General features: G+C 46.9%; 24 protein-coding genes. 11 read left to right on the top strand and 13 right to left on the bottom strand.

Annotated features, from left to right (window positions below; all coding sequences use genetic code 11):
• The first annotated feature begins 10 nt into the window (after nucleotides 1–10).
• Nucleotides 11–769 (top strand): SDR family NAD(P)-dependent oxidoreductase, encoded by a 759-nt coding sequence (locus AC4E7D_RS00680; protein WP_490171872.1) that lies wholly within the window; start codon nucleotides 11–13, stop codon nucleotides 767–769.
• Entirely contained in the window at nucleotides 766–1902 is a 1137-nt protein-coding gene (locus AC4E7D_RS00675) for an ATP-binding protein (protein WP_490171871.1), read from the top strand. Before AC4E7D_RS00680 ends, AC4E7D_RS00675 begins: the two co-directional genes overlap by 4 nt.
• Here the strand turns inward: AC4E7D_RS00675 and AC4E7D_RS00670 are convergent.
• From AC4E7D_RS00670 to AC4E7D_RS00660, 3 genes are all read right to left on the bottom strand, one after another.
• Complete coding sequence (locus AC4E7D_RS00670; protein ID WP_490171870.1) at nucleotides 1899–2165, bottom strand: hypothetical protein; 267 nt, start codon at nucleotides 2163–2165, stop codon at nucleotides 1899–1901. The genes AC4E7D_RS00675 and AC4E7D_RS00670 overlap by 4 nt on opposite strands.
• A gap of 144 nt (nucleotides 2166–2309) precedes the next feature.
• Complete coding sequence (locus AC4E7D_RS00665) at nucleotides 2310–3842, bottom strand: alpha-amylase family glycosyl hydrolase (RefSeq protein ID WP_490171869.1); 1533 nt, start codon at nucleotides 3840–3842, stop codon at nucleotides 2310–2312.
• Nucleotide 3843: 1 nt separating this feature from the next.
• The gene (locus AC4E7D_RS00660; RefSeq protein ID WP_490171868.1) at nucleotides 3844–4788 is read right to left on the bottom strand and encodes a carbohydrate kinase family protein; all 945 of its coding nucleotides are present in this window, start codon (nucleotides 4786–4788) and stop codon (nucleotides 3844–3846) included.
• A 154-nt stretch (nucleotides 4789–4942) separates the two neighbouring features.
• Between AC4E7D_RS00660 and AC4E7D_RS00655 the strand changes: the two genes are divergently transcribed.
• The 3 genes from AC4E7D_RS00655 to AC4E7D_RS00645 are packed head-to-tail and all read left to right on the top strand — an operon-like array spanning nucleotide 4943 to nucleotide 7934.
• On the top strand, nucleotides 4943–6076 hold the full coding sequence (locus AC4E7D_RS00655) for an SPFH domain-containing protein (RefSeq protein ID WP_490171867.1): 1134 nt from the start codon (nucleotides 4943–4945) through the stop codon (nucleotides 6074–6076).
• Nucleotides 6077–6129: 53 nt separating this feature from the next.
• Nucleotides 6130–7212, top strand: coding sequence for a TFIIB-type zinc ribbon-containing protein (locus AC4E7D_RS00650; RefSeq protein WP_490171866.1), 1083 nt, complete (start codon nucleotides 6130–6132; stop codon nucleotides 7210–7212).
• Nucleotides 7209–7934, top strand: coding sequence for a metallophosphoesterase (locus AC4E7D_RS00645; RefSeq protein ID WP_490171865.1), 726 nt, complete (start codon nucleotides 7209–7211; stop codon nucleotides 7932–7934). Before AC4E7D_RS00650 ends, AC4E7D_RS00645 begins: the two co-directional genes overlap by 4 nt.
• On the opposite strand, the gene AC4E7D_RS00640 is transcribed toward AC4E7D_RS00645, so the two are convergent.
• The 6 genes from AC4E7D_RS00640 to AC4E7D_RS00615 all read right to left on the bottom strand — a co-directional run bounded on the left by AC4E7D_RS00640 (nucleotide 7931) and on the right by AC4E7D_RS00615 (nucleotide 12694).
• The gene (locus AC4E7D_RS00640) at nucleotides 7931–8452 is read right to left on the bottom strand and encodes a hypothetical protein (RefSeq protein ID WP_490171864.1); all 522 of its coding nucleotides are present in this window, start codon (nucleotides 8450–8452) and stop codon (nucleotides 7931–7933) included. The two genes, AC4E7D_RS00645 and AC4E7D_RS00640, sit on opposite strands and share 4 nt — an antisense overlap.
• A 391-nt stretch (nucleotides 8453–8843) precedes the next feature.
• Entirely contained in the window at nucleotides 8844–10397 is a 1554-nt protein-coding gene (gene amaB, locus AC4E7D_RS00635) for an L-piperidine-6-carboxylate dehydrogenase (RefSeq protein ID WP_490171863.1), read from the bottom strand.
• Between the two features lie 97 nt (nucleotides 10398–10494).
• The gene (locus tag AC4E7D_RS00630; RefSeq protein ID WP_490171862.1) at nucleotides 10495–10857 is read right to left on the bottom strand and encodes a DUF1304 domain-containing protein; all 363 of its coding nucleotides are present in this window, start codon (nucleotides 10855–10857) and stop codon (nucleotides 10495–10497) included.
• A gap of 12 nt (nucleotides 10858–10869) precedes the next feature.
• The gene (locus tag AC4E7D_RS00625) at nucleotides 10870–11403 is read right to left on the bottom strand and encodes a 3-hydroxyanthranilate 3,4-dioxygenase (RefSeq protein WP_490171861.1); all 534 of its coding nucleotides are present in this window, start codon (nucleotides 11401–11403) and stop codon (nucleotides 10870–10872) included.
• Between the two features lie 94 nt (nucleotides 11404–11497).
• Nucleotides 11498–11968: a CAP domain-containing protein gene (locus AC4E7D_RS00620; RefSeq protein ID WP_490171860.1), complete on the bottom strand. Its 471-nt coding sequence runs from the start codon at nucleotides 11966–11968 to the stop codon at nucleotides 11498–11500.
• A gap of 207 nt (nucleotides 11969–12175) precedes the next feature.
• The gene (locus tag AC4E7D_RS00615) at nucleotides 12176–12694 is read right to left on the bottom strand and encodes a CvpA family protein (RefSeq protein ID WP_490171859.1); all 519 of its coding nucleotides are present in this window, start codon (nucleotides 12692–12694) and stop codon (nucleotides 12176–12178) included.
• 122 nt (nucleotides 12695–12816) lie between these two features.
• Between AC4E7D_RS00615 and AC4E7D_RS00610 the strand changes: the two genes are divergently transcribed.
• The 3 genes from AC4E7D_RS00610 (at nucleotide 12817) to AC4E7D_RS00600 (ending at nucleotide 15304) form a co-directional block, all read left to right on the top strand.
• Entirely contained in the window at nucleotides 12817–13173 is a 357-nt protein-coding gene (locus AC4E7D_RS00610; RefSeq protein ID WP_490171858.1) for a hypothetical protein, read from the top strand.
• Nucleotides 13170–13484, top strand: coding sequence for an antibiotic biosynthesis monooxygenase family protein (locus tag AC4E7D_RS00605; RefSeq protein ID WP_490171857.1), 315 nt, complete (start codon nucleotides 13170–13172; stop codon nucleotides 13482–13484). The genes AC4E7D_RS00610 and AC4E7D_RS00605 overlap by 4 nt, the downstream gene beginning before the upstream one ends.
• Nucleotides 13485–13636: 152 nt before the next feature.
• The gene (locus AC4E7D_RS00600) at nucleotides 13637–15304 is read left to right on the top strand and encodes a glycerol-3-phosphate dehydrogenase/oxidase (protein ID WP_490171856.1); all 1668 of its coding nucleotides are present in this window, start codon (nucleotides 13637–13639) and stop codon (nucleotides 15302–15304) included.
• Nucleotides 15305–15316: 12 nt separating this feature from the next.
• Here the strand turns inward: AC4E7D_RS00600 and AC4E7D_RS00595 are convergent, their stop codons facing one another.
• The 3 genes from AC4E7D_RS00595 to AC4E7D_RS00585 form a co-directional block, all read right to left on the bottom strand.
• Nucleotides 15317–16669: a Gfo/Idh/MocA family protein gene (locus AC4E7D_RS00595; RefSeq protein WP_490171855.1), complete on the bottom strand. Its 1353-nt coding sequence runs from the start codon at nucleotides 16667–16669 to the stop codon at nucleotides 15317–15319.
• 11 nt (nucleotides 16670–16680) lie between these two features.
• Entirely contained in the window at nucleotides 16681–17658 is a 978-nt protein-coding gene (locus AC4E7D_RS00590; protein ID WP_490171854.1) for a formylglycine-generating enzyme family protein, read from the bottom strand.
• Between the two features lie 74 nt (nucleotides 17659–17732).
• Nucleotides 17733–18734: an NAD(P)H-dependent glycerol-3-phosphate dehydrogenase gene (locus tag AC4E7D_RS00585; RefSeq protein ID WP_490171853.1), complete on the bottom strand. Its 1002-nt coding sequence runs from the start codon at nucleotides 18732–18734 to the stop codon at nucleotides 17733–17735.
• Nucleotides 18735–18847: 113 nt separating this feature from the next.
• On the opposite strand from AC4E7D_RS00585, the gene AC4E7D_RS00580 reads away from it, so the two are divergent.
• The gene (locus AC4E7D_RS00580) at nucleotides 18848–19774 is read left to right on the top strand and encodes a nicotinic acid mononucleotide adenyltransferase (RefSeq protein WP_490171852.1); all 927 of its coding nucleotides are present in this window, start codon (nucleotides 18848–18850) and stop codon (nucleotides 19772–19774) included.
• A gap of 30 nt (nucleotides 19775–19804) precedes the next feature.
• Here AC4E7D_RS00580 and AC4E7D_RS00575 read toward each other — a convergent pair whose 3' ends face one another.
• Complete coding sequence (locus AC4E7D_RS00575; RefSeq protein WP_490171851.1) at nucleotides 19805–20707, bottom strand: AraC family transcriptional regulator; 903 nt, start codon at nucleotides 20705–20707, stop codon at nucleotides 19805–19807.
• Nucleotides 20708–20869: 162 nt separating this feature from the next.
• On the opposite strand from AC4E7D_RS00575, the gene AC4E7D_RS00570 reads away from it, so the two are divergent.
• Together AC4E7D_RS00570 and AC4E7D_RS00565 are read left to right on the top strand one after the other, a co-directional pair.
• The gene (locus AC4E7D_RS00570) at nucleotides 20870–21850 is read left to right on the top strand and encodes a phytanoyl-CoA dioxygenase family protein (protein WP_490171850.1); all 981 of its coding nucleotides are present in this window, start codon (nucleotides 20870–20872) and stop codon (nucleotides 21848–21850) included.
• 71 nt (nucleotides 21851–21921) lie between these two features.
• A partial coding sequence (locus tag AC4E7D_RS00565) for a SulP family inorganic anion transporter (RefSeq protein WP_490171849.1) occupies nucleotides 21922–22817 on the top strand: 896 nt, incomplete at its 3' end.

The raw sequence follows: 22817 nt of genomic DNA, 5'->3' as shown, positions 1-22817 counted from the left end.
TCGATTTATTATGGAAAAGAAGAATGTTTTGATTACCGGGGCCACAAGTGGTATTGGACTGGCAACGGCCCGCGCTTTTGCCCGAAAGGAATACCGGCTTATTCTTTGCGGCAGGCGTGAAGAAAGGTTGAAAGCACTGGTTTCTGAATTGGGAAATAAGACGGAGGTGCTGACCCTGAAATTTGATGTAAGGGAGAAGGAAAAGGTGTTTGATGCGATCTCCGGTTTACCCGAACCCTTTGCCGCTATTGACATCCTGGTCAATAACGCGGGAAACGCACACGGTCTGGATCCGATTGACTCCGGGAGTGTGGCCGACTGGGAAGCCATGATCGATATCAATGTAAAAGGGTTGCTTTATGTCTCCAAGGCAGTGATTCCGCAAATGGTGGCCAGGAAATCCGGGCATATCATAAATATCGGGTCTACCGCTGGCAAGGAGGTCTACCCCAAAGGAAATGTCTATTGTGCCAGCAAGCATGCCGTAGATGCGATCAACCAGGGAATGCGCCTGGACCTGAATGACTACGGCATACGAGTAGGGGCTGTCAACCCCGGACTTGTGGAAACCGAATTTAGTGAAGTGCGATTCAAAGGGGACAAGGAACGGGCCGATTCTGTGTACCGTGGGTATCAGGCACTCAAACCTGAGGATATAGCAGACATTATCCTCTTTGTGGTGACCCGTCCCTATCACGTCAACATTGCTGACCTGGTGGTTATGCCTACTGCCCAGGCAAGCAGTACAATAGTGAAGAAGGAATTATGATCAACAAACGCCTCCTCGTAAAAAACTTGCTCGCACACAGTGATGAGAACAGTTTTTACGACAAAAAGCGTTTTATCAATATCGGGCATAAGGAAGGGAAGGCCAAATTTCTAAAACACGTTTGTGCCCTGGCCAACAGCAACCCCAAAAACAATTCCTATATCGTTGTTGGCGTTGAGGATGAGGATAACAAGATTGTTGGGGTCGATTTCTTTGACGACAGCAAGATCCAGAACCTTGTCAATGCCTACCTGGATAATCCCCCTCTCATTGCTTACGAAAATATACAGTTCCCTCAGCTGCCGGAGGGCAAAGTAGTGGGCCTGGTTACCATCAGCTCCAACGGCAAGGTGTGTTCCCTCAGGCGCAATATCTGGAAGTACTATGGAGGGTCAGTATTTTTCCGCGAAGGCAGCATCAGCATGCCCAAGGCCTTTGATGTCGTGCTGAAAGACATCAATTCCCAGACCGTTGCTACCATTGAACAACACGCCCGCAACAATATTGAGCTTACCCTGGATGGGGTTATCGATTTTATCAACCACAGGCACGGGGACCTGAACAGCCACTACAAGGTCTTTAAGGAACAATTCGTAGTCTGCTGGGCGGGTAACCAGAAGCGTGTAAAACAAAACCTGTACTATTCCCGGGTGGATATTGAGCTCATCAACGAACAGGTGAAGCTTTTCTATTCGGCCCTTGATGAGATCTCCATTACCTATGATGATCATTCCTTTAGTATCATCGAATACGTTCAACTGGGATTGGGGACCAGCCAGAAATACTACCCGCTCGAAAACGTAAAGATCAGTTTTGCGGACAATGGCACCTACCACATCCAGAGCGAACTCATCTTTACGCCACCCCAGTATGATCGGAAAACCCTGTATCACATTTATAACGCCAACAATGCCCTGCTGGGTAAACTGGACCGGGGAGCTCGTTTAAAACCCAATGAACTGACGGACCTGATGCATTTGCCAAGCACCTATCTGATCTGTTATTTAAATGGTTTTGAGGAGGCCAAGGATCAGATGGACCACGCTCGGGCCTTGCTTAAAAAGTATGACAAAACCAGTTATCAGGCATTAAAAGAAGCCCTGAGGGTATTGAGAAAAGTGAAGTACAGCTAAAACTGTTTTAGCCAAAGCAGCTCGTAAGGCGCAAGATCCAGCAACCCGCTGCTCAGTTCAATTGGTTTTCCCTGAATAAGTTCGTTTAGCCTGCCTTTATTGATGTAGCCGAGATGGGCCAGAAATGAACTGTTAATGGCTTGTGCTTCTTCATGGAAGTTGCCCAGGACAAGGATACCCGGGCCATTTTGTCCTATCCGCTCAAAAGCAAAAACATGGGGGTTTCCAATGTCCAGTAGATCCAGGTTGTTGCTGTCGGCCAAACAGGGGTGCTCTTTGCGAATATTGATTAGTTTTTTGAGTTGATTGAAAACATAATAAGCCGGACTATCGGGATCTTTCAGGAGCTCATTTATTTTTTTCCAATCGTGCCTGGGCCGGTTTACCCAGCGGCTGTCGTTCTTCTTTTATGTATCGTTGAGGTACGAATAATCATTGAGCGCCGCCCATTCGTCTCCCCCGTAAATCATCGGGATACCCCCATAAGACAATACCAATCCATGGAGCAGCACCATTTTGTTGAGCGCCTGGGAAATCCCTTCAGCATCCTCTTCCTGCAAAGCTTTTTCAAGCCCTAAAAGAGAAGCTGCACTTCCGGTGATGCGCCCGTCCCCTGTTTTTGGGTTGTGCATGAATATCTGGCCAATAGAAGGCGACCAGTCCAGCCCCTGACAATAATAATCCAGCAGGAACCGCCGATGTGGTTGAGGGGACCAGCCCATCTCGTGAATGAAGCGATCATCATAGCCCAGCCCGATATCGTCATGGCAACGTACATAATTGATCCAGGTGGAGGATTCCGGCTTTGCTAACAGATCTTCCAGGCTTTTCCGCATCATCACCGTTTCCTTGGTGGCAATGCTGTTCCAGAGCAGGGCCATAAAAGTGGCATTGTAGGCAATTTCACATTCGTTGCCCCGGTAGATACCCTCCCCGAAATATTTCATTATTTCCTTTGGCGGTACGATGGCTTCGGCTAGCAGGATCACACCCGGGGCGACCACCTGCAGGCACAACCGGAAAAGGCTGATCAGCCGGTGCGCCTCCGGGAGGTTTTGTGAAATGGTGTCTAATTTTTTCCAGAGAAAGGCCAGTGCGTCGAATCGCACAACATCCACCCCGAGGTTGGAGAGCCCCACGAGGTTTTTGAGCATGGCCATGAATACCTCGGGATTGGTATAGTTGAGGTCCCACTGATAATCGTTGAATACCGTCATTACCCAGCGTCCCATCTCCTTGTCAAAAGTATAATTGCCTGGGGACGTCTGTGGAAATACTTCCGGCAGGGACTTTTCAAATTCATCGGGGATTACCCGGTCTTCGTAGGTATAGTAATATCCCTGATATTTTTTGGAGCCTTTCCGTGCCTTTACCGCCCATGGGTATTCGTTTGAGGTATGGTTAACCACAAAATCCAGCATCAGGTACATCCCTTCATCCCTCATTTTTTTGGTAAGGGCTGCCAGGTCTTTTTTGGACCCATAGGTTGGGTCGATATCCGTATATCCATTCACGGCATAACCCCCGTCACTTTCACCCGCAGGTCGGGTGGTTATGGGCATGAGGTGCAGGAAGTTTATTCCCAGGTCTTGCAGGTAGGGTAATTTTTCCCGCAGTCCTTTAAGGTCGGCATTAAAATGGTCCACATAGAGCTGCATACCCACCATCTGCTCAGATAGATACCAGTTGCCGCTTTTGAGTTTTTCTAAATCCCGGACCTTTAAAACCTCAGGCCTTTTCTTATGCAAATCAGGGAGTAACGCGAGCAGACTGTTAAAAGTTTTCTGATGTTCAGCTTTGGTATAGAGCGAAAAGAACAAATCCTGGAGGAGGGTCAGGTTCGCTCCAAGACGTTGTTGGAAAAGAACTGTATGGTCTGCCTTTTTTAGATCAGACAGCTGCTCGGATGACAGGTATTGATGAAGTGCTGCCTGGTTCATATCAGAGGTTCAAATCGGTCTGTGAAGGGAGGGATTCAATCGCCCCGTATTGCGTTGTAGTAATGGCGCCGGCCTTGTTGGCATTCGCTACCATAGTTGTAAGCAAGGACCAATCCTGGACTATTGAAGATGGGGTTGACAATTTTGAAATTTGGTAAAGGAGGCATCCTATAAATGCATCGCCAGCCCCGGTGGTGTCCCTGACTTCTACCGGGATACTGGGTACAGTGCGGCTGCCATTTGGCGTACTGATGTAGGTCCCATCGGCACCCAGGGTAACGGTGATTAACTGTGTTCCAATTTCGTGTATGGCTTTACATGCCCTCGCCAAATCGGTTTCTCCCGAAATAAGTTGAGCTTCCTCAAGGGAGAATTTACACAAGTGGGCCTTTTCGATATAGGGGAGGCACTTCTTTACAAAAGCTTCAGAACGGTTTCTCCAGAGGTCCGCGCGGTAGTTGGGGTCAAAACTGATAAAAATATCCTGGGTGAGGGCATCAAAATAGTAATGGCCATATGCTTTTTCCAGCGGCCCGCCCAACAGGGCAGTAGCCGCCCCAAAATGGATCATGTTGTTTTTGAATTCCTTTTTAACTGCTGGCATGTATTCAAGCTCCCTGTCTGCACCCCGACTAAAGACAAAATCCCGTTCCCCATCTTCAGCCAGTGAGACGAAAGCAAGGGTGGTAAAGGTTTCCGAACGTTGCACCAGGGAACAATCCACCTTGTTTTTTTCAAGAATGTTCAGGAGGAAACTGCCAAAGGGATCAGCACCCACACAGCCGATAAAAGAACTTTGTCCGCCGAGTTTCGAAATAGCACAGGCTACGTTCGCCGGGGCGCCCCCTGCTTTTTTGGTGAACACCTTTGCTTTTGAAAGGTCATTGCCCTGATTTTCTGCTACAAAATCAATCAGGAGTTCCCCAATACAAAAGACCTTCTTCATTTTCAATGCTTGAGACCCGAAAATAAACAGTTTTAACAGCCCGGGCAAGTTTTGCAATTATTTGCTGTAAGACCAACCGCTTTTTGAGGGGTAAATTCCTTGTACCCTTATGTGGAAATCCTTACCTTTTAAGCTCATAAATATCAAATAAAAAATGGGGCTATTTGACGAAATAAAGAAGAAGCTAAGCCACGAATTTATAGACATAGTTGAGTGGCTGGACGAAACTAATGATACCATTGTTCACCGGTTTGAACGCTACCAGAATGAAATTAAAAATGCAGCGAAGTTGGTAGTTCGGGAAGGGCAATCTGCCGTATTTGTCAGCGAGGGACAACTTGCCGATGTTTTTACACCGGGAACCTACACCCTGGAAACCAAAAACCTGCCTATCCTGGCTACTTTAAAGGGATGGAAATATGGGTTTAACAGTCCGTTTAAAGCTGAAGTATATTTTGTAAATACCCGACTTTTCCCCGATGAGAAATGGGGCACCAAAAATCCTGTGATGTTGAGCGATGAACGTTTTGGTCTTACGGAAATCAGGGCATTTGGCACCTATAGTTTCAGGATAAGTGACCCGGGAAAATTTGTTGTGGATGTAGTGGGAACAGACAGCAATTTTACCAATTACGAGGTAAATGAACACTTAAAAAGCCTTATAGTTACCAGGTTTACAGATACTGTGGGCGAAGCCAACCTGCCCATAGAGCTCTATGCCGCCAATACCAGCGAACTATCTGAAACCTGCCAGGAGGTCATGCAACCTGAATTTAACCGGGTGGGCATTGAACTGGAAAAGTTCTATATCGAAAATGTCTCTATGCCCGAAGAGCTCAAAAAGGAGATCTTCGAGTACAGCCGGCTGGATAAACTGGATATGTCCAAGCTGACACAATTTAAAGCTGCCAAAGCCATGGAAGCCGCGGCAAAGAACGAAGGCGGAACGGCCGGTGCAGGCATGGGCATGGGCATGGGACTGATCCTTGCCCAGCAAATGGGTACAGTAATGGGTCAGGCGACCCAGCCTCAGGCAGCACCTGCCCAGCTTACACAGGCAACACCCCCTCCGGTTCCTGCACAAATACTTTATCACTACGCAGTTAACGGACAAACTCAGGGGCCGGTATCCTTCGACCGATTGAAGGAGTTGTTTGCCAACCGGACGATTAACCGGGATTCCCTTATCTGGAAACCTGGAATGGCCAACTGGGCACCTTTACAGGAAATCGAAGAGTTAAAAGGGTTCCTGGGTGGTGCAACCCCTCCACCTTTACCCACTAGTTAATTGCCTGATAGAAGGCGGGAAATGCGATTCCGTAGGGGAAACTAAAGGCAAGCATGGAAGACACCCAGAGGTCCGAGAAAAAAAAATCCTGCGCCAATTGTGGGGCAGAACTGCGGTATAAACCAGGGTCTCAACAGGTGATCTGTGAATATTGCGGCTACGAAGAATTCATTGAACATTCCAAAAGCAGCTTTGAAGAACTGGAACTGAGACACTATCTTGAAGTAGTAGGCAGCCAGGCCCACACGGATAAGATAGAATTATTGCATTGTAAGAATTGTGGCGCCAACCAGCATGTTGAGGAGAATTTTAAATCCCTGCATTGTGTGTACTGCGGGGAACCCCTGATCCGGGAGGATGTAGCTGAAGAAGGCTGGATCTTACCAGGGGCTTTGATCCCCTTTCAGTTTGATAACAACCATGCCCGCACACTGTTTAAAAAATGGGTGTCTAAACTCTGGTTTGCTCCAAACAAACTTAAAAGGGCGGCCCTGGACCCTGAAGGCATACATGGACTCTACCTGCCTTACTGGACGTTTGATGCCCAATTGTCTGCCCAGTACGTGGGGCAACGCGGCGATTATTATTATGAAACCCAGATGGTGCGAACCAAAAAGGGTATGGAAAGGAGACAGGTCCGAAAAACCCGATGGTCACCGGCGAGTGGACACGTATCCGGTTTTGTTGATGATATCCTGGTCAATGCCACCAGGAACCCGGAAAGAAAAATGCCGCAGCATATTGCGCGTTGGGATACCAAAACACTTGTCCCCTTCCATTCCGATTACCTCTCCGGTTTCGTGACAGAAAAGTATACCGTATCCCTTAAGGAAGGACATCGACGGTCCTTTGAAAAGGCTAAGGATATTGCCTACAACTGGATTCGACGAGATATCGGGGGCGATACCCAACGCATCCACCATGCAGATATAAAGTTGAGCGAGGAAACATTTAAGCATATATTGCTTCCTGTGTACCTTAGTGCCTATAGGTTTAAAGGAAAGGAGTATGCCTTTTATATCAATGGACAGACGGGGGTAATCAGCGGAACCCGGCCGTATTCTTTCTGGAAAATCTTTTTATTGGTCCTGTTGGTCATTGCCATAGTGGGAATAATCGCCATTTTTGCTAAATGAGAACATTGGTAGTAGGGGATGTCCACGCCGGTTTAAGGGCGCTGAAACAGGTATTGGAACGGGCTGAAGTAACCGAGGACGATATACTGATCTTCCTGGGGGACTATGTAGACGGTTGGAGCGAAGCAGTGGAAACGGTAAACTTCCTGATAGGTCTCAGGTCCTCACATCAATGTATCTTTTTAAAAGGGAACCACGATGAACTCTGCCTGAATTGGCTCACCACAGGACGGGATAATCCCGTATGGTTGTTAAGTGGGGGTGAAGCAACAGTACAAAGCTATGAGCAGTCTGAACCTTCTATAAGAGACCTGCATATACAGTTCTTTAACCTGTTGGAAAATTTTCACCTCGACAACAGGAACCGGCTCTTCCTACATGCCGGTTTTACCAACCCCAAAGGGGTTACCCATGAGTATTTTACCAAGACCTTTTATTGGGACCGAACACTTTGGGAACTGGCCCTGTCCCTGGATCCCTCACTGCCCCTAGATTCACCAAAATATCCGGCGAGATTAAAGCAATACGAAGAGATCTATATTGGCCATACCCCGGTTACCCGTATTGGGGAAACTGTGCCTCAAAAATCAGCTAATGTCTGGAATATAGATACGGGGGCGGCTTTTAAGGGTTGTCTGTCGATAATCGATACGGATACCAAGGAGTTTTGGCAGAGCGATCCGGTATATACCCTGTACCCTGGTGAGCAGGGCAGGAATTAAAGTTTACCATGCTTGTGTTCTACCTGCCACCGGTGTAGTTCCTTCCATTTGCCTTCATAGCACATCATTGCCTGCATGGGCCATGAAGAAGGGTCGTGCACCCTGTACCGATCGCCTCCGGATTCAAGGACTTCCTGACATTTGGAAACAGAAGAATGGGCCAAAGCCTCCCAGGTCTTTATATCATAGTTATGAAACAGGCCTTCGATCTTGGGTCCTATGCCTTCTATCACCTTCAGGTCGTTTTCTTTTATGGTCTTCCCAAAAATGGCTTTGGCTGTCTTATAGTCAAATTCATGGGCCTCACTTCCCCCGCTGGAAGCCACCGATGCTTCCGCCAGCTTTGCTTTGCAGGATGCTAAGTCCTTTTCCAGGGATTCGGATTTCTTTTTTAACTCGGCAAGTTCTCCTTGTCCCGAAGCCTCATTCCTGCCTCCACGGAGCAAATAGCCAATCAGGAAGCCTATGATACCAACTGCCAACAACAATAGCCAAAAGGTGAGATTCGAATTATCCATGGGGTGAAATTTTATAGTTAGTAGTACCTCACAAGGTATAAAAAATTCTTAAAATTTCGTTAAATCGCTGATGGAAACCCCCTGTAAACCGGATGTATGACCACTATACACGGGATAACAGCCCGCCCAAGGACATGCCTTGTAATCTGTATCCTACCGATTATACAGTTTTTTCAACCACCTATACTTAATTGAAACCAGATCCGCTGAATAATCTGGAAATTAGAAGCAACGTTTAAAGTGTTTTCCGGAAGGTTTCCTTTGAGAAGCCTGGGAAATACGAATTATCCACTTTTTGTGAATTAGTTTAGTTTGGTTAGTTTGAACTACCGCTGTTATTGATCTTCCAACAACAGCGGTTTTTTTGTCCTTTAGGTAAGAGCGAAACGGGCTACAGATCAAACTTGATCCCTTGTGCCAGGGGGAGTTCCGTACTGTAGTTAATGGTGTTCGTTTGCCTTCTCATGTAAATTTTCCAGGCATCAGAACCACTTTCGCGTCCGCCTCCGGTTTCTTTTTCCCCGCCAAAGGCGCCTCCTATTTCTGCACCGGAGGTGCCAATATTAACGTTGGCAATACCACAGTCGCTACCCGCAGCCGAGAGGAACTGTTCGGCCTCCCTCAGGTTATTGGTCATAATGGCCGAAGAAAGGCCCTGTACCACATCGTTCTGCAGGGCAATGGCGTTGGTGACCTCTCCACTGTATTTCAGCAGGTAGAGGATGGGGGCAAAGGTTTCCTCCTGTACAATCTGGTAGGAATTATCCGCCTCGGCAATAGCAGGTTTTACATAACAGCCGCTTTCGTATCCGGGTCCATCGAGCACTCCTCCGGGAACTAGGATGTTCCCCCCTTCCTCTTCGACCTTTTTCAGGGCTTTTAAGTAAAGGTTTACCGCATCCTTGTCGATCAGCGGCCCTACATGATTTTCCTGATCCAGGGGATTTCCAATTTGCAACTGTCCGTAGGCAGCAACCAGTGCATCCCTTACCTGTTCATATATGTCTTCGTGTATGATCAGGCGTCTGGTTGAGGTACAGCGCTGACCGGCTGTACCCACAGCTCCGAACACTGCGCCGATTACCGTCATTTTTATATCTGCATCCGGAGTGACGATAATCGCATTGTTACCGCCTAATTCCAGCAGGGATTTCCCCAGCCGAGCTGCCACTGCCTGAGCCACTATTTTTCCCATCCTGATGGATCCCGTAGCCGAGATAAGGGGCACCCTTTTGTCTTGTGTCATCAACTCTCCAACGCGGTAATCCCCGTTGATAAGGCAGGAAATTCCTTCCGGAAGTCCATTTTCCTTCAATACTTCAGCAATGATATTCTGGCAGGCGATTCCACAAATCGGGGCTTTTTCAGAGGGCTTCCAAACGCAAACATCCCCACATACCCAGGCCAGCGCGGTATTCCACGACCAGACTGCTACCGGGAAATTAAAGGCTGAAATAATCCCGACTATCCCTAAGGGGTGATATTGTTCATACATTCGGTGGCTGGGCCGTTCAGAATGCATGGTTAACCCGTGTAATTGCCGGGACAAGCCAACAGCAAAATCACATATGTCTATCATTTCCTGCACTTCCCCTAAGCCCTCCTGATATGATTTTCCCATTTCGTAGGAAACCAGCTTTCCTAAAGGTGCTTTCAGCTCGCGAAGTTTTTGACCAAACTGTCTTACAATTTCCCCTCGCTGTGGGGCAGGTTTGAGGCGCCATTCCTTGAATGCCTCACTGGCAGTTGCAATGACCTTCTCGTAGTCTGCTTTAGAAGTGCCTACCACCTTCCCAACAAGTCCGCCGTCTACAGGTGAATGAGAGGCAATGGTGTCACCCGAACCAAAATTATTGAAACCGGTGGAGGTGCCTTGATTTATTTCTTTGATGCCCAGAAGTTCGAGGGCTTCCTGAATTTCAGTATCCAGTGTAATTACAGACATGATATATGCGATTTAGGTGAGTTTATTGCTGCTGCAAAGCTACGAATAATACAGTGGACCACGGTGAGGAAATGCAGGAGATTTTACACTTGACTTCCTATGCAAATAGGATGATGAGTAGGGTGAGAAGAGCAGGTAATCCCTGGACCAGAAAAATCTTTTTATCTGCTGAGATTCCTCCGTAAATACCCGCAATGAGCACACAAATCAGAAAGAAAAGGGCAATGTTATTGCTCCAAAAAGGATCTGATATGAAGAGGCTCCAGAGTAAACCAGCGGCTAAAAAACCATTGTAAAGCCCCTGATTGGCGGCCAGTTTTTTTGTTGGTTCAAAGAGTTCTTTCGGAAAGCTTCTGAATACTTTTTTTCCCTTTGTGGTCCAGGCAAACATTTCCAGCCAAAGAAAATACAAATGCATCAAGGCAATGGCAACGATCAGAATGGTTGTTGTATACCGCATCTTGTATCAAGATTATCCTACAAAACGCTCATCGGCTTCCATCACGGCACCGCACTTTTCACAGGTGCGAAGGGCTTCAGACCCGTAGAAGGTTTCGAAATGACTTAGAAAATCCTTTTCAATATCGTGAAGTTCAAAATAGGCTTCGTACAATTTGTGGTTGCAGTTATCACAGTACCAGATAAGGCCATCTTTCACGTCAAGCTGGTCTCTTTTCCTTTCGATGACCAACCCTATGGAACCCTCATGCCTTTCCGGGGACTGGGGTACGCCAGCAGGATGCAGGTACAAATCTCCCGGACCCAGTTTAAACGTTTTTTTCTTTCCGTTTTCCTGTATATGCACCTCAATATTTCCTTCCAGCTGGTAGAACAATTCCTCTGTTTCGTTGTAGTGATAGTCTTTCCTGGCATTGGGTCCGGCGACTATCATAACGATGTAATCCCCGGCGTCCTTATAGAGGTTTTTATTGCCAACCGGGGGTTTCAGGATGTTGCGGTTTTCTTCAAGCCACTCCTGAAGATTGAAAGGGGGTTGTATAGCCATAGGATGTGCTTCTGTTCTTAATTAACCGGGGAGGGAGCCCGGGCAATTGCATTGTACAGAATTAAAATTACGAAATCAAAATCGTTTCCTGGAATTACCGGTAGAAAAGCTGGGTGTAGTAGTAGTTACCCTGCGCATCTTTTTTGACGCTTACCGCGGTATGGGTGAAGTCTCCTTCCATGGTTTTCCGGTGGTTGGGACTTTCCAGCCAACCCAGAAAGGCCTGTTCTGCAGAGGGGTAATCTTTTGCCACATTTTCAGAAACATATTCCGCATTGGCTTCAGCAGCAATATTGGACGCACGGGAGCTGAAATGGTCATGGCTCAGCCCCCCTTTAGCGATCATGTAATCGTTATGGGCATTGGCATATTCATAGGCAACCTGGCTAAACTCCAGGGCATTATACCCCAGGTCTACCCGGTGGCTGTTGACCACCTCGAGCAGAGCTGCCTCCACAGCAACGGCATTTTGGTTGACTTCGTAGTCCGTGGTCCCTGACGACTCTTTCGTACAGGACACCCCAATACTAAGCAGCACGGCCAGTAATAAGCCCTTAGTTTTCATTTAAAATAGTGTTCTCTCGTGGTGCTGGTCAATTTACTAAATGAAAATTAGCAAAACAACCAAGCGATGAAATGTAGAGAAAAGTCGAGGAACTTACACAGCTTTCCTTTAAAGAACCATATTTATCGATGAACGACAAAAGGTTTTTAAGTAGTTCAGAAAATTCTGATAGCCATTGTGCGCAAAGGCTTTATGGAAAGGCAGGCGCTAGGAAGGGTCCGATTCCTCGACGGTACTTTGGTTGTATTTATTGATAATGGCGCCAAATACAAAGGCACCGATATTCTTTACGGGTTCATACAGCACAGATTCCTGAGCGGATTCAGGTTCGTACATGTTCAGGGATTCATTAGCCTTTTCAAAGAAGATCAGGATCGCTCCCAGGATTACGGCCACTTTAACCGCCCCGAATATCCCTCCGGCTATTTTGTTTAACAGCCCCAGGACGGTTAGGTCTATTATTTTCGTCAATAGTTTACCACAAATATGGACCAACAGGACGATGGCAAAAAAAGTGATGATAAATGCGATAATATTTACATAACGCTCGTCCCATTCGACTCGCTGTTCCAGATAGTCACCGGTGATATAGGATAGGTGGATAGCGCCGTAAAGACCGGCGATCAGCGCAACCAGGGAAGCAATTTCAACAAAAAGACCATTTCGAAGCCCCCTGTAAAAACCGTATGCCAGCAGTAAGCCCAGGACAATATCTAAGATTCCCATCCTAAGGTGTTTATACAAATATAAAGTATTGATTCGTACATTTGGGTGTTTATTCCAGCGGCTTATCCACGGTGTAATTCACCGTTTTTAGGGGTGGTGCCGATTAAAACAAAACAGCTTTTATGTCAAGGGACTTGGTTTTAAAAGAGCGATGGGAACTGCTGGTTCAAAGGTTATCCTCTAAATTCTCAGATGGGGACCCCCTTGAACTTGATGCGATCATCTACCTCATTGGGGTACAGGAACTGGGGCAGTTCCACAGGAACTTCAAAAAGGATGAAAAGATAAACCTGATGCATATTGCCATTTGCCGCCTCCTGGAGCCTTATGGCTATTATGCTTTTGATTTTTTTGATGAGGAGGGATGGCCACATTACAGTGTTAAGGCCCCATTGCCACCACTTAAGCCCGGGGAGCAGGCGGTCTTAATGAAAGAGGCTATTGTTGACTACTTCCTGGAAAAGGAATTTATCAAATGAAACCCCGGAAACCCTATTACGCCGTTATATTTACCAGCCAGGTCCATCCGGAAGCGGAAGGCTACAAGGAAATGGCCCTTAGGATGGAGGAACTGGCCAAAGTACAGCCGGGTTACCTGGGCTTTGAGAGTGCCCGGGGAGAACTGGGGATATCCATTAGTTATTGGGACAGCCTTGAGGCCATCTCCAGATGGAAGTCCCACGCCGAACATCAGATAGCACAGGAAAAAGGCAAAACAGAATGGTACAAGTGGTACAGGATCCGTGTCTGTGAAGTACAACGTGATTATGAATTCGGGGGGAATAGTTAAAGTCAACCCTCCATTATTCAGAGCTGGTATTACCATATTGTTATGGATTTCATTGCGCTTTGACATGGGCCTGTAATGAGGTACCTTTGAATCAGTACGGCAAGAAGGTCTTGATGCAAATCGGGACCGGGGCCTAAAAAATTGCAGAGAGTATGAAAAAGCAGATACGATTTTCCAATCTGGACCGCGGACGCATTCGGAACAAATTGGCAGGTGAGGATTTTGATGTTCTGGTCATCGGAGGGGGCATTACAGGAGCCGGGATAGCACTGGATGCTGCATCCAGAGGGCTCAAGGTAGCCCTGGTGGAAAAGGGGGATTTTGCTTCGGGAACCAGCAGCAAATCCACCAAGCTGATTCATGGGGGACTGAGGTACCTGAAACAGTTCGACTTCTGGCTGGTCAAAGAAGTGGGTTCGGAACGTGCTATTGTCCACCAATTGGCACCGCACCTGGTCATCCCCGAAAAAATGCTGCTCCCCCTGATAGAAAACGGCTCCTATGGAAAATGGCTGACCTCTATTGGCCTTAAGGTTTACGACATCCTGGCCCAGGTAAATGGGGAGGACAAGCGCAAAATGCTGGAGAAGAAAGAAGCCCTGAAACTCGAACCCTTACTTCCCAGGAAAATCCTGAAAGGGGCAGGGTATTATGCGGAATATCGCACGGACGATGCCCGCCTCACCCTCGAGAATATTAAAACCAGCCTTTCTTACGGCGCTGTTGTCCTGAACTATGTGGAGGTGCAGGATTTCCTGTATCAGGATGAAACGGTAGCAGGGGCGAAAGTACTGGACCACCTTAGTGGGGAGACTTTTGAAATCAATGCCAAATACGTGATTAGTGCTGCCGGTCCCTGGGTGGACGATTTGCGAAGCGTGAATAACTCCCTTAAAGGGAAACGGCTTCACCTCACCAAAGGGGTACACCTGGTGTTCCCGTTTGAAAAACTTCCTGTAAAGCAATCGGTCTATTTTGATGTGCCAGACGGGCGTATGATTTTCGCCATACCCCGGGGAAAAGTTACCTATGTGGGCACTACGGATACCAACTACCTGGACGACAAGGATGAGGTGACCACCAACCTTGCCGATGCCCTCTACCTGATCTCCGCGGTAAACAACATGTTTCCGGACATCGATTTGGAAATGGAGGATATCGAATCTTCCTGGGCAGGCCTGAGGCCGCTTATTCACGAAGAGGGGAAATCGGCTTCTGAGTTGTCCCGAAAGGATGAAATTTTTACCTCAGCAACCGGGTTGATCAGTATGGCCGGGGGAAAACTCACGGGCTACCGGAAAATGGCGGAACGGGTGGTCAATCAGGTCGGAAGGAAAATGCTGGAGGAATCCGGACGGGAATTGCCCGATTGCAAGACCGCTTCCATTCCTCTTTGTGGCAGTGACTTTAAGAAATACAAGCAGGTGGAGCAGTACATCGATGAAGTATTTACCCGGATCGAGAAAGAAGGCTTTACCCCATACGATGCCTGGTACCTGGTGACCAACTACGGCAAACAAACAGAGCAAATCCTGGAGAATTATAAGAAAACTAAGGGGAAAGATCCGGAAATCCGCATGGCTTTGGCCGAGTTGGATTTTGGTATCGCATATGAATGCATCCTAACCCCTTTGGATTTCTTTGTGCGAAGGACAGGCCGGTTGTATTTTGACATTAACAGTGTGAAAAGGCTTATGGAACCTGTTTTGGATCGCTTCCAGGAGCAATTTGGCACCGATAAGGAACAGATCGCAGCGTGGAGGGAAGCACTTCAAAAAGAAATTGAAGTGCATTCCCGATTTACGCTCGAAAGGGTATAAGATATCCTTTTTCTATTCAGATTTCACCACCGGAAGGTCCAACACCTGTGTCACCCCGGGTACAGGTATGGGATAGTGACCCGATTCACCAGGTATCACCGGAGGTTGTGCATCCCAACTATAGGTTTCCGGCATTAGTTTCCTGCCGTAATTTAAAGCGTCTTCGAAGGTGATCAGCTGACCGGAATAGGTGGCCATCCTGCCCAGGATAGCGGTCATGGTGGTCATGGCGGCATGCTTTGCGTCATTGATCACGTCACCGGATTTGATGGCTGCAAACAGTTCATCATGTTCTTTCTGATAGGGGTTCGGATCATTTTGCCCCTGGTGTTCATAGATAGTTGTTCCGTCATAAGTGCTGATAATCCCTTTATTGGCGGAATCAAGGTACACCTTTCCCTGAGTACCCATGAGCTGTTCTGAAACGTTGTTCACGCACCCCGGCTGATGCCTGCACTGGCTGGAAATGACAGCACCGGAGGGATAGGTGAATTCTACAAAATGATGGTCAAAGATTTCACCGTATTGTTTCCCGGTCCTGACCTCTCTCCCTCCCATGCCCTGAGCATGCAGCGGATATTCTCCAATAAACCAATTCGCCACGTCTATGTTATGGATATGTTGTTCTACAATATGGTCACCGCATAGCCAATTGAAATAATACCAGTTTCGCATTTGATATTCCATTTCGGATTGAGATGCTTCCCTTTCTTTCACCCATACGCCTCCACTATTCCAGTAGACCTGGCCCGAAATGATCTTTCCGATTTTACCGGCCCTGATTTCTTCAAGACAAGCCCTGTAATTATTCTGGTAACGCCGCTGCAGGCCCACCACAACATTGAGTTTTTTCTGTTTGGCGACCTCCGCAGCCTTCAGTACTTTCCTGATGCCCGGAGCGTCTGTGGCAACAGGTTTTTCCATAAAGACATGTTTTCCCTGTGCCACGGCATATTCAAAGTGGAGGGGTCGAAATCCCGGAGGGGTGGCTAACAATACCACATCTGCCTTGTCAATGGCTTTTTTATATCCATCGAAACCTGCATACCGGTTTTCTTCGGGAACAGCAACCTTATCGGTTTCCATGAACTTCTTGGAAAGCACTTCATGGCATCCTTCCAGGCGGTCCTCAAAGGCATCGGCCATAGCCACCAGCTGTACGCGTTCTTTTGTGCTCAGGGCCTGCATGGCTGCACCTGTGCCACGGCCTCCGCAACCCACCAGGGCGATCTTGATGGTATCATCACCCAATACGTAAGCTGAAGCGCCAATATCGAGAGGCATTGCCATCAGTGCTCCTGTGGCGAGAGCGGTATGTTTACAGAAATTTCTTCTTGATTTGGGGCTGAGGTCTTTACTTTTCATAATATTTTGTTTTAATAATCGTCGATAGGTTCTGGCCAGTATTTTTTTATTTCTTCTTTGGTGGGAGCTATTCTGGGGCGCACAATTCGGAATCCTACATGCGGGGCATTCGTATGCCACCATTTACTTTTAGGAATTTGAGGATCTGTCCTTTTCCAGTCGGGTGTAGAGCCCACTCGTGCAGAGGCACGTAATTTGGCAGGATCATCCTGCCAGGAACCTCCACGGACTGTTCTGGGATACAAGGTCGTTGGCTTCACCCAGGGATCCGGGATTACGCCCTCTTGCCTCACTGAATAACCCTGTGGAGTGTACTGATCCATAGTCCATTCCGCTACATTACCGTGCATATCGTACAATCCCAACTTATTTGGTGCTTTAGTGCCTACCTGGTGGTATTTACTCCCGCTATTCCCGTTGTACCAGGCGTATTGCTCCAATTCCTCAATCGAATTTCCAAAAGCATAGTCCTTACTACTTCCAGCACGGCAGGCGTATTCCCATTCTGCCTCGGTAGGTAAGCGGTAAAAATGACCGGTTTTAGCGCTCAACCATTTGCAGAAATTCATAGCGGCATATTGTGTAACGTTAATGACAGGGAATCCTTTTTTCCCCATGCCATAGCTCATGTCCAAATAGGGTGTAGTTGCCCTGGCCACCCCATCTACTTGTATCGCTACATCATTCCCAAAAGGATCTTTTAAAACATCATCCTTGTTTCGCTGAAGAAAAGCTTCGTACTGCTCCCAGGTAATTTCATAGGTGCCCATCCAGAAATCGCTGACTTTCACTTTATGAAGGGGCTGTTCATCTGCATGCTCATTATTTCCCATTTGGAAGATGCCCCCTTCCACTGGGGTCATGGCTAAAGTTAAATCAGTTCCTGGGATATTCTCGGAATAGGCCTCAAAGGACTGTGGTTTGAAGGTCAGAAAGATCAAGCCCGTCAAGAACAACAGGGCAAGTTTTTGGAAGTACTTTGTTTTCATTTTTTAGAAATGGCGTATAGCAGGGGGAAGGCCATTTCTAATGTATTGAATAAAAAGAAGATATAAAAATTGGGTCAATCCAATTTTTCCGTGAGTTGCTTGAATACTTTCCTCGCGCTCCGGTTGTTATAGAGGATGTCGAAGATCGCATCGATTATGGGGGTCTTTACTTTTTTCTTAAAACTGCTTTTTAGCTCGTAGGCCGTCTTGCTCGCATAATAACCTTCGGCGACCATATTCATTTCCATCTGCGCACTTTTTACTGTATACCCCTTGCCTATCATATTACCGAACATCCGGTTTCTGCTAAAAGTAGAGTATCCGGTAACCAGAAGGTCTCCGAGATAGGCCGAGTTGTTGATGTTTCGCTTCATCTTGTGCACACGTTTGATATAGCGATCCATTTCCCGAATGCTGTTGCTCATCAAAACACTCAGGAAGTTATCCCCATAACCAAGGCCATGGGCAATCCCGGCGGCCAGGGCATAGATGTTCTTCAACATGGCGGCATATTCCGTTCCGATAATGTCATCAGAGATCTTGGTCCGGATATAATCACAACGAAGGTTTTCGGCCACCAGTCGGGCCTTGTCTTCATCATCGCAGGCAACGGTGAGGTAGGACAGCCGCTCCAGCGCTACTTCTTCTGCATGGCAGGGCCCGGTGATCACCCCAATGTTACCAAAAGGGATATTGTAATGATCGTGGAAGTGCTCCCCTACGATCAATCCTGTTTCCGGAACGATGCCTTTTATAGCAGAGAAGATGATCTTGTCACTCAGCGGAAGCTTGAGTTTTTTGAGTTCACTTTCCAGGAAGGCAGAGGGAATGGCGAAGATCAGGATATCGGCTTTACTGACTGCCTCATTAATATCCGAGGTAAGTTGCAACTGGTCTGTATTGAAGGTGACATCAGTGAGATAATTGGGGTTATGCCCGTGTTCCCGGATATACATTACCGCCTCTTCACTCCGCATGTACCAGATAATTTCCCGGACGTTTTCCGCCAGCATTTTAGCCAGGGCCGTGGCCCAGCTACCTCCTCCCATTACAGCAAATTGAACTGCTTTTCCCATCATCTTAGATTTGGATAGCAAATGTAACAAAAATGACATCGCACATAAAATATTAATAATCAGATAGATACAAAATTGGCATGGTGCTTGTTTTCTATTGGAAAAAACAAATCATGAGGGCGATTAAACTACTTTTAGTGACTGCCGTATTGGGCATGCTGACTACTTCCTGTTACACGGAAGTCTTTGTGGAAGATGAAATATATGTAGATGCTCCGCGCAATGCAGCCGCTTTGCTGGAGTCCTATGACCTGTGGTATGTGGACATTAACGCATCAGACAGTTTTGCGGAAATCCCTTTTTTGCAGCAGGCGTTTACCCTCAGTTTTGATCGGGGCATTATGATGGCCAATAACAACCTCGTTGGGCTTGGCAAGACCGGAAATGGTCTGGGAATAACCGTTGGTTACTACCAGCCACTTGTTGATGCCGTGGAAATAGACCACGATGTTGATGGCTTATGGCGGTTAGATATTTTTGTGGTCACTGGTAACACTATTGAGCTGTACCATCCGGGAACCAATGCCTCCTATATCCTCAGGGGGTATCAACGGCATACGTTTGACTATGACCAGGTGTTTTACGACAATATTCAGTATTTCCTGCAGGAGTACACCCTTTGGGAGAAGGTTTATACAAGCGAAATCGGGGCACTGAACGCGTTTGACGATGAAAATTACCTGCAGTTCCTGGGTAGTTCCGCAGGGAATTATTTCAGGTCTTCCGTTGATCCGCAGGGATTGCCGTTCAACCAGGTACAGTGGGATTACGAGGGGGATTATCAGGTATTTGACGTCAGGAATGACCTTACACTGAAGACCCTGACCCTGGACTACGATTTTATGGGGGACGATTATTTCGAACTCTATGTGATCAATGATAATACCCTCGAATTATACCATCCGGATAGCGGCACCGTGTATGAATTCAAAGGAAGGGGATATCAGCAATATCTGAAAAGCTCACTGTCTGAAAAAGTCAGAAAAAGGACAAGGCAACAGCTGCCTGTGATGGATGTTCAGCGCATGAGAAAGGAATAGGGACCTTTTTCGACTAGGTAATAACATACTTTAGTTTGGTTGGTTAGTTGGGACCGCCCGTGGGTAACTTTGCTCAGGGCGGTTCTTTTTTGTGCTGTAGATGGTTTTGAATTCCGATGGGTTTTTACCTGTTATTTTCTTAAAACTCCGATTGAAATATGAAAGGCTTTCAAAGCCACATTCGTAACAGGCTTCACTTACATTTTTTCCCATTAGCAGTAAACGCTTTGCCTGGCTTACCCGGTATTGATTCAAAAACTCAATAAATGTATTACCGGTGGCTTTTTTGAAGTACCTGCAAAACGCTGGTTTTGTAAGATTACAGAGGGCGGATACCTCCTCAAGTGTAATTTTACTTTGATAGCGTTCGTCGATAAAACCGTAAATTTTTCGAATTCGGGACTGTTCTTTACTGCTGTATTTATTTACAAAAGGCTTTTTGTGCAACAACTCAAACTCATTACTGCCAGACAAAAGTTTAAGGATATGCATAATGGAAATAAAAAAATCAAAGGGGTCCAGCAGGTGCAAATTTTTCATAAGTTCCCCGGCCTTCTTCTTCGTTTTTCCATAGAATGCAATACCATATCGGGATAAGTCCAGCAATCTGTCGATTTGCTGTAATTCTGGCACCCCCTCTAATATCGTATCCTTGAATTCGGGTTTAAAGTGCAAAACCTCTTTGCGATAGGGGGTGGTAACCCCGTGGTCAAAATTCAAATGGGGGATATTGGACCCTATGAGCACCAGATCGCTTCCCCGGTATTCTGATACGTGGTCGCCAACGTGCCTCTTCGCATTTGCGCCTTCAATGTATACCAATTCTAATTCCGGATGAAAATGCCAGTAAAACAGATGGTTCAGTTTGGGATCATGTAAAAGCCGAAACGGACTTTTTGTATCTCGCGATATGGTTTCTAACTGAATCTTCATTAAGGTTGGGGATGCACTAGGAGCATTAAATTACACAAAATTTGCCAGGAATTAACTCTATTTATATAATAATGTTAATATAGTTCAAATTTAGATCAATATTACGGTGGATGCGCATTCCTTGTGCTGCTAGTTTTGGGGCAGGATATTAAAACAACTACCATGAAGCACGATGTAAAACTGGAAATGGCCAATAAGGGGCATGAGGAAATTCCGGGGAACCCTTCAACGGCGACCAGCAGCAAACAAAAATTGAACGACCGTTCCAATGGAATGCCATTACGTGTCCTTTCTGAAGAGGATTGGAAATTCTGGGTACACAATGGATATATAGTTATTAAGAATGCAGTCCCCAAAGCACAAGCAAAAGCTACGGCAGACTTCTTATGGGAATTTGATGAAAAGGACCCCAACGATCCCAATACCTGGTATGCCCCCCCAAGGGCGGAAATGAAAATGAAAGAACTAACAGGAACAGGTATGGTGGAGGTCTATAATCACCAACATCTGTGGAATAACAGGCAAACACAACGGGTGTATGATGCCTTCGTAGATATTTGGGGAACAGAAAAACTCTGGGTGACCATAGACCGAGCTAACCTGAACTTCCCGAACAGACCCGGTCACGAAAAAAAGGGCTTTATCCATTGGGACTATGATCCTGAAACCAAGCCTCAGAACGTTCAGGGCGTGTTGGCCCTGGCTGATCAAACCGATGAACAAATGGGAGGCTTTCAGTGTATCCCATGGCTGTATCGCAACTATGAGGAATGGAAAAAGACCCAGCCCGAAGACCGGGATCATTTTCAACCTGATATCACCGGCCTGGAAGATAAAATCGTTAAAGTTAAACTTGAGGCGGGCGACCTGTTGATATTCAACAGTACACAACCGCACGGTATCCGTCCCAACAATTCGAAAGACAAGGTCCGTATGGCACAGTACATTTCGATGATGCCTGCAGAAGAGGATAATGAAGAAATGCGCAAGTGGAGGATCCACTCCTGGAAAAACCGCGTAGCCCCTGAGGGATACGCATTTCCCGGGGATCCCAGGAACTGGGAACAGACCAAATACGGGAAGGCAGAACTATCTGAGCTCGGCGAAAAATTGCTGGGACTAAAATCTTGGGATCAGGCATAGGTACAATTTCTTTCTAAAATGAGGCCGGATAGGATATAAAGGCTACATTTGCGCCCTTAAAATAAGGGCGTTTGAAAAAATATCTCAACTTATTTGATTTTTCTCAGGAGGTAAATTACAGAACAGAAATCCTGTCCGGGTTAACAGTTGCACTGGCCTTGGTGCCCGAAGCAATCGCTTTTGCCCTGATTGCAGGGTTATCTCCACTGACTGGGCTATATGCCGCTTTTATGATGGGCCTGGTCACTTCCATATTTGGGGGCCGTCCCGGGATGATTTCGGGAGCCACCGGGGCAGTAGCGGTGGTCATTGTTTCTCTGGCAGCGGACCATGGGGTAGAATACGTATTTGCTGCTGTAGTCCTGGCCGGATTGTTGCAATTGGCTGCAGGTTTTCTCCGATTGGGAAAATTCATGAGGCTGGTCCCCCATCCCGTGATTTTTGGTTTTGTAAATGGTTTGGCGATCATCATATTTATATCGCAACTGGACCAGTTCAGGGATGCTGATGGCAGCTGGATGTCAGGGGCTGCCCTATATGGATTTTTGGGCCTTGTGCTCCTGACCATGGTAGTAATTTGGGGGCTTCCAAAATTGAGCAAAATTGTTCCTGCTTCCCTTGTGGCCATTATTCTGGTCTTTGGTCTTGTACTGGCTTTTGACATTGATACCCGTACCATTGGGGATATTGCCTCTATTCAAGGGGGATTTCCGCCCTTTCATATTCCTGAAATCCCATTTGGTCTGGAGACGTTGCAGATCATTTTTCCGTACGCTGCAATCGTGGCAGGGGTGGGCTTAATAGAAAGCTTGCTAACGCTTAATATTGTTGATGAGATAACCGAGACCCGTGGCAGGGGGAACAAGGAAGCCGTAGCACAGGGAATGGCAAACATCCTGTCAGGGTTATTTTCAGGAATGGGAGGCTGTGCCATGATCGGACAAAGTTTGATCAACACTTCCAATGG

The organism is Lentiprolixibacter sp. (genome assembly GCF_982873095.1).
The sequence above is the reverse complement of the archived record's forward strand: the minus strand, read 5'-3'. Positions and strand labels throughout refer to the sequence as shown.

What these genes read in the sequence shown, in the direction of transcription:
- AC4E7D_RS00675 (WP_490171871.1), top strand. Translation starts at nt 766, where the DNA reads ATGATCAACAAACGCCTCCTCGTAAAAAACTTGCTCGCACACAGTGAT.
- AC4E7D_RS00590 (WP_490171854.1), bottom strand. Translation starts at nt 17,658, where the DNA reads ATGAAAACAAAGTACTTCCAAAAACTTGCCCTGTTGTTCTTGACGGGC.
- AC4E7D_RS00580 (WP_490171852.1), top strand. Translation starts at nt 18,848, where the DNA reads ATGAGGGCGATTAAACTACTTTTAGTGACTGCCGTATTGGGCATGCTG.
- AC4E7D_RS00620 (WP_490171860.1), bottom strand. Translation starts at nt 11,968, where the DNA reads ATGAAAACTAAGGGCTTATTACTGGCCGTGCTGCTTAGTATTGGGGTG.
- AC4E7D_RS00585 (WP_490171853.1), bottom strand. Translation starts at nt 18,734, where the DNA reads ATGGGAAAAGCAGTTCAATTTGCTGTAATGGGAGGAGGTAGCTGGGCC.
- AC4E7D_RS00645 (WP_490171865.1), top strand. Translation starts at nt 7,209, where the DNA reads ATGAGAACATTGGTAGTAGGGGATGTCCACGCCGGTTTAAGGGCGCTG.
- AC4E7D_RS00625 (WP_490171861.1), bottom strand. Translation starts at nt 11,403, where the DNA reads ATGGCTATACAACCCCCTTTCAATCTTCAGGAGTGGCTTGAAGAAAAC.
- AC4E7D_RS00655 (WP_490171867.1), top strand. Translation starts at nt 4,943, where the DNA reads ATGGGGCTATTTGACGAAATAAAGAAGAAGCTAAGCCACGAATTTATA.
- AC4E7D_RS00605 (WP_490171857.1), top strand. Translation starts at nt 13,170, where the DNA reads ATGAAACCCCGGAAACCCTATTACGCCGTTATATTTACCAGCCAGGTC.
- AC4E7D_RS00680 (WP_490171872.1), top strand. Translation starts at nt 11, where the DNA reads ATGGAAAAGAAGAATGTTTTGATTACCGGGGCCACAAGTGGTATTGGA.
- AC4E7D_RS00600 (WP_490171856.1), top strand. Translation starts at nt 13,637, where the DNA reads ATGAAAAAGCAGATACGATTTTCCAATCTGGACCGCGGACGCATTCGG.
- AC4E7D_RS00660 (WP_490171868.1), bottom strand. Translation starts at nt 4,788, where the DNA reads ATGAAGAAGGTCTTTTGTATTGGGGAACTCCTGATTGATTTTGTAGCA.
- amaB (WP_490171863.1), bottom strand. Translation starts at nt 10,397, where the DNA reads ATGTCTGTAATTACACTGGATACTGAAATTCAGGAAGCCCTCGAACTT.
- AC4E7D_RS00640 (WP_490171864.1), bottom strand. Translation starts at nt 8,452, where the DNA reads ATGGATAATTCGAATCTCACCTTTTGGCTATTGTTGTTGGCAGTTGGT.
- AC4E7D_RS00650 (WP_490171866.1), top strand. Translation starts at nt 6,130, where the DNA reads ATGGAAGACACCCAGAGGTCCGAGAAAAAAAAATCCTGCGCCAATTGT.
- AC4E7D_RS00610 (WP_490171858.1), top strand. Translation starts at nt 12,817, where the DNA reads ATGTCAAGGGACTTGGTTTTAAAAGAGCGATGGGAACTGCTGGTTCAA.
- AC4E7D_RS00570 (WP_490171850.1), top strand. Translation starts at nt 20,870, where the DNA reads ATGAAGCACGATGTAAAACTGGAAATGGCCAATAAGGGGCATGAGGAA.
- AC4E7D_RS00665 (WP_490171869.1), bottom strand. Translation starts at nt 3,842, where the DNA reads ATGAACCAGGCAGCACTTCATCAATACCTGTCATCCGAGCAGCTGTCT.
- AC4E7D_RS00595 (WP_490171855.1), bottom strand. Translation starts at nt 16,669, where the DNA reads ATGAAAAGTAAAGACCTCAGCCCCAAATCAAGAAGAAATTTCTGTAAA.
- AC4E7D_RS00615 (WP_490171859.1), bottom strand. Translation starts at nt 12,694, where the DNA reads ATGGGAATCTTAGATATTGTCCTGGGCTTACTGCTGGCATACGGTTTT.
- AC4E7D_RS00630 (WP_490171862.1), bottom strand. Translation starts at nt 10,857, where the DNA reads ATGCGGTATACAACAACCATTCTGATCGTTGCCATTGCCTTGATGCAT.
- AC4E7D_RS00575 (WP_490171851.1), bottom strand. Translation starts at nt 20,707, where the DNA reads ATGAAGATTCAGTTAGAAACCATATCGCGAGATACAAAAAGTCCGTTT.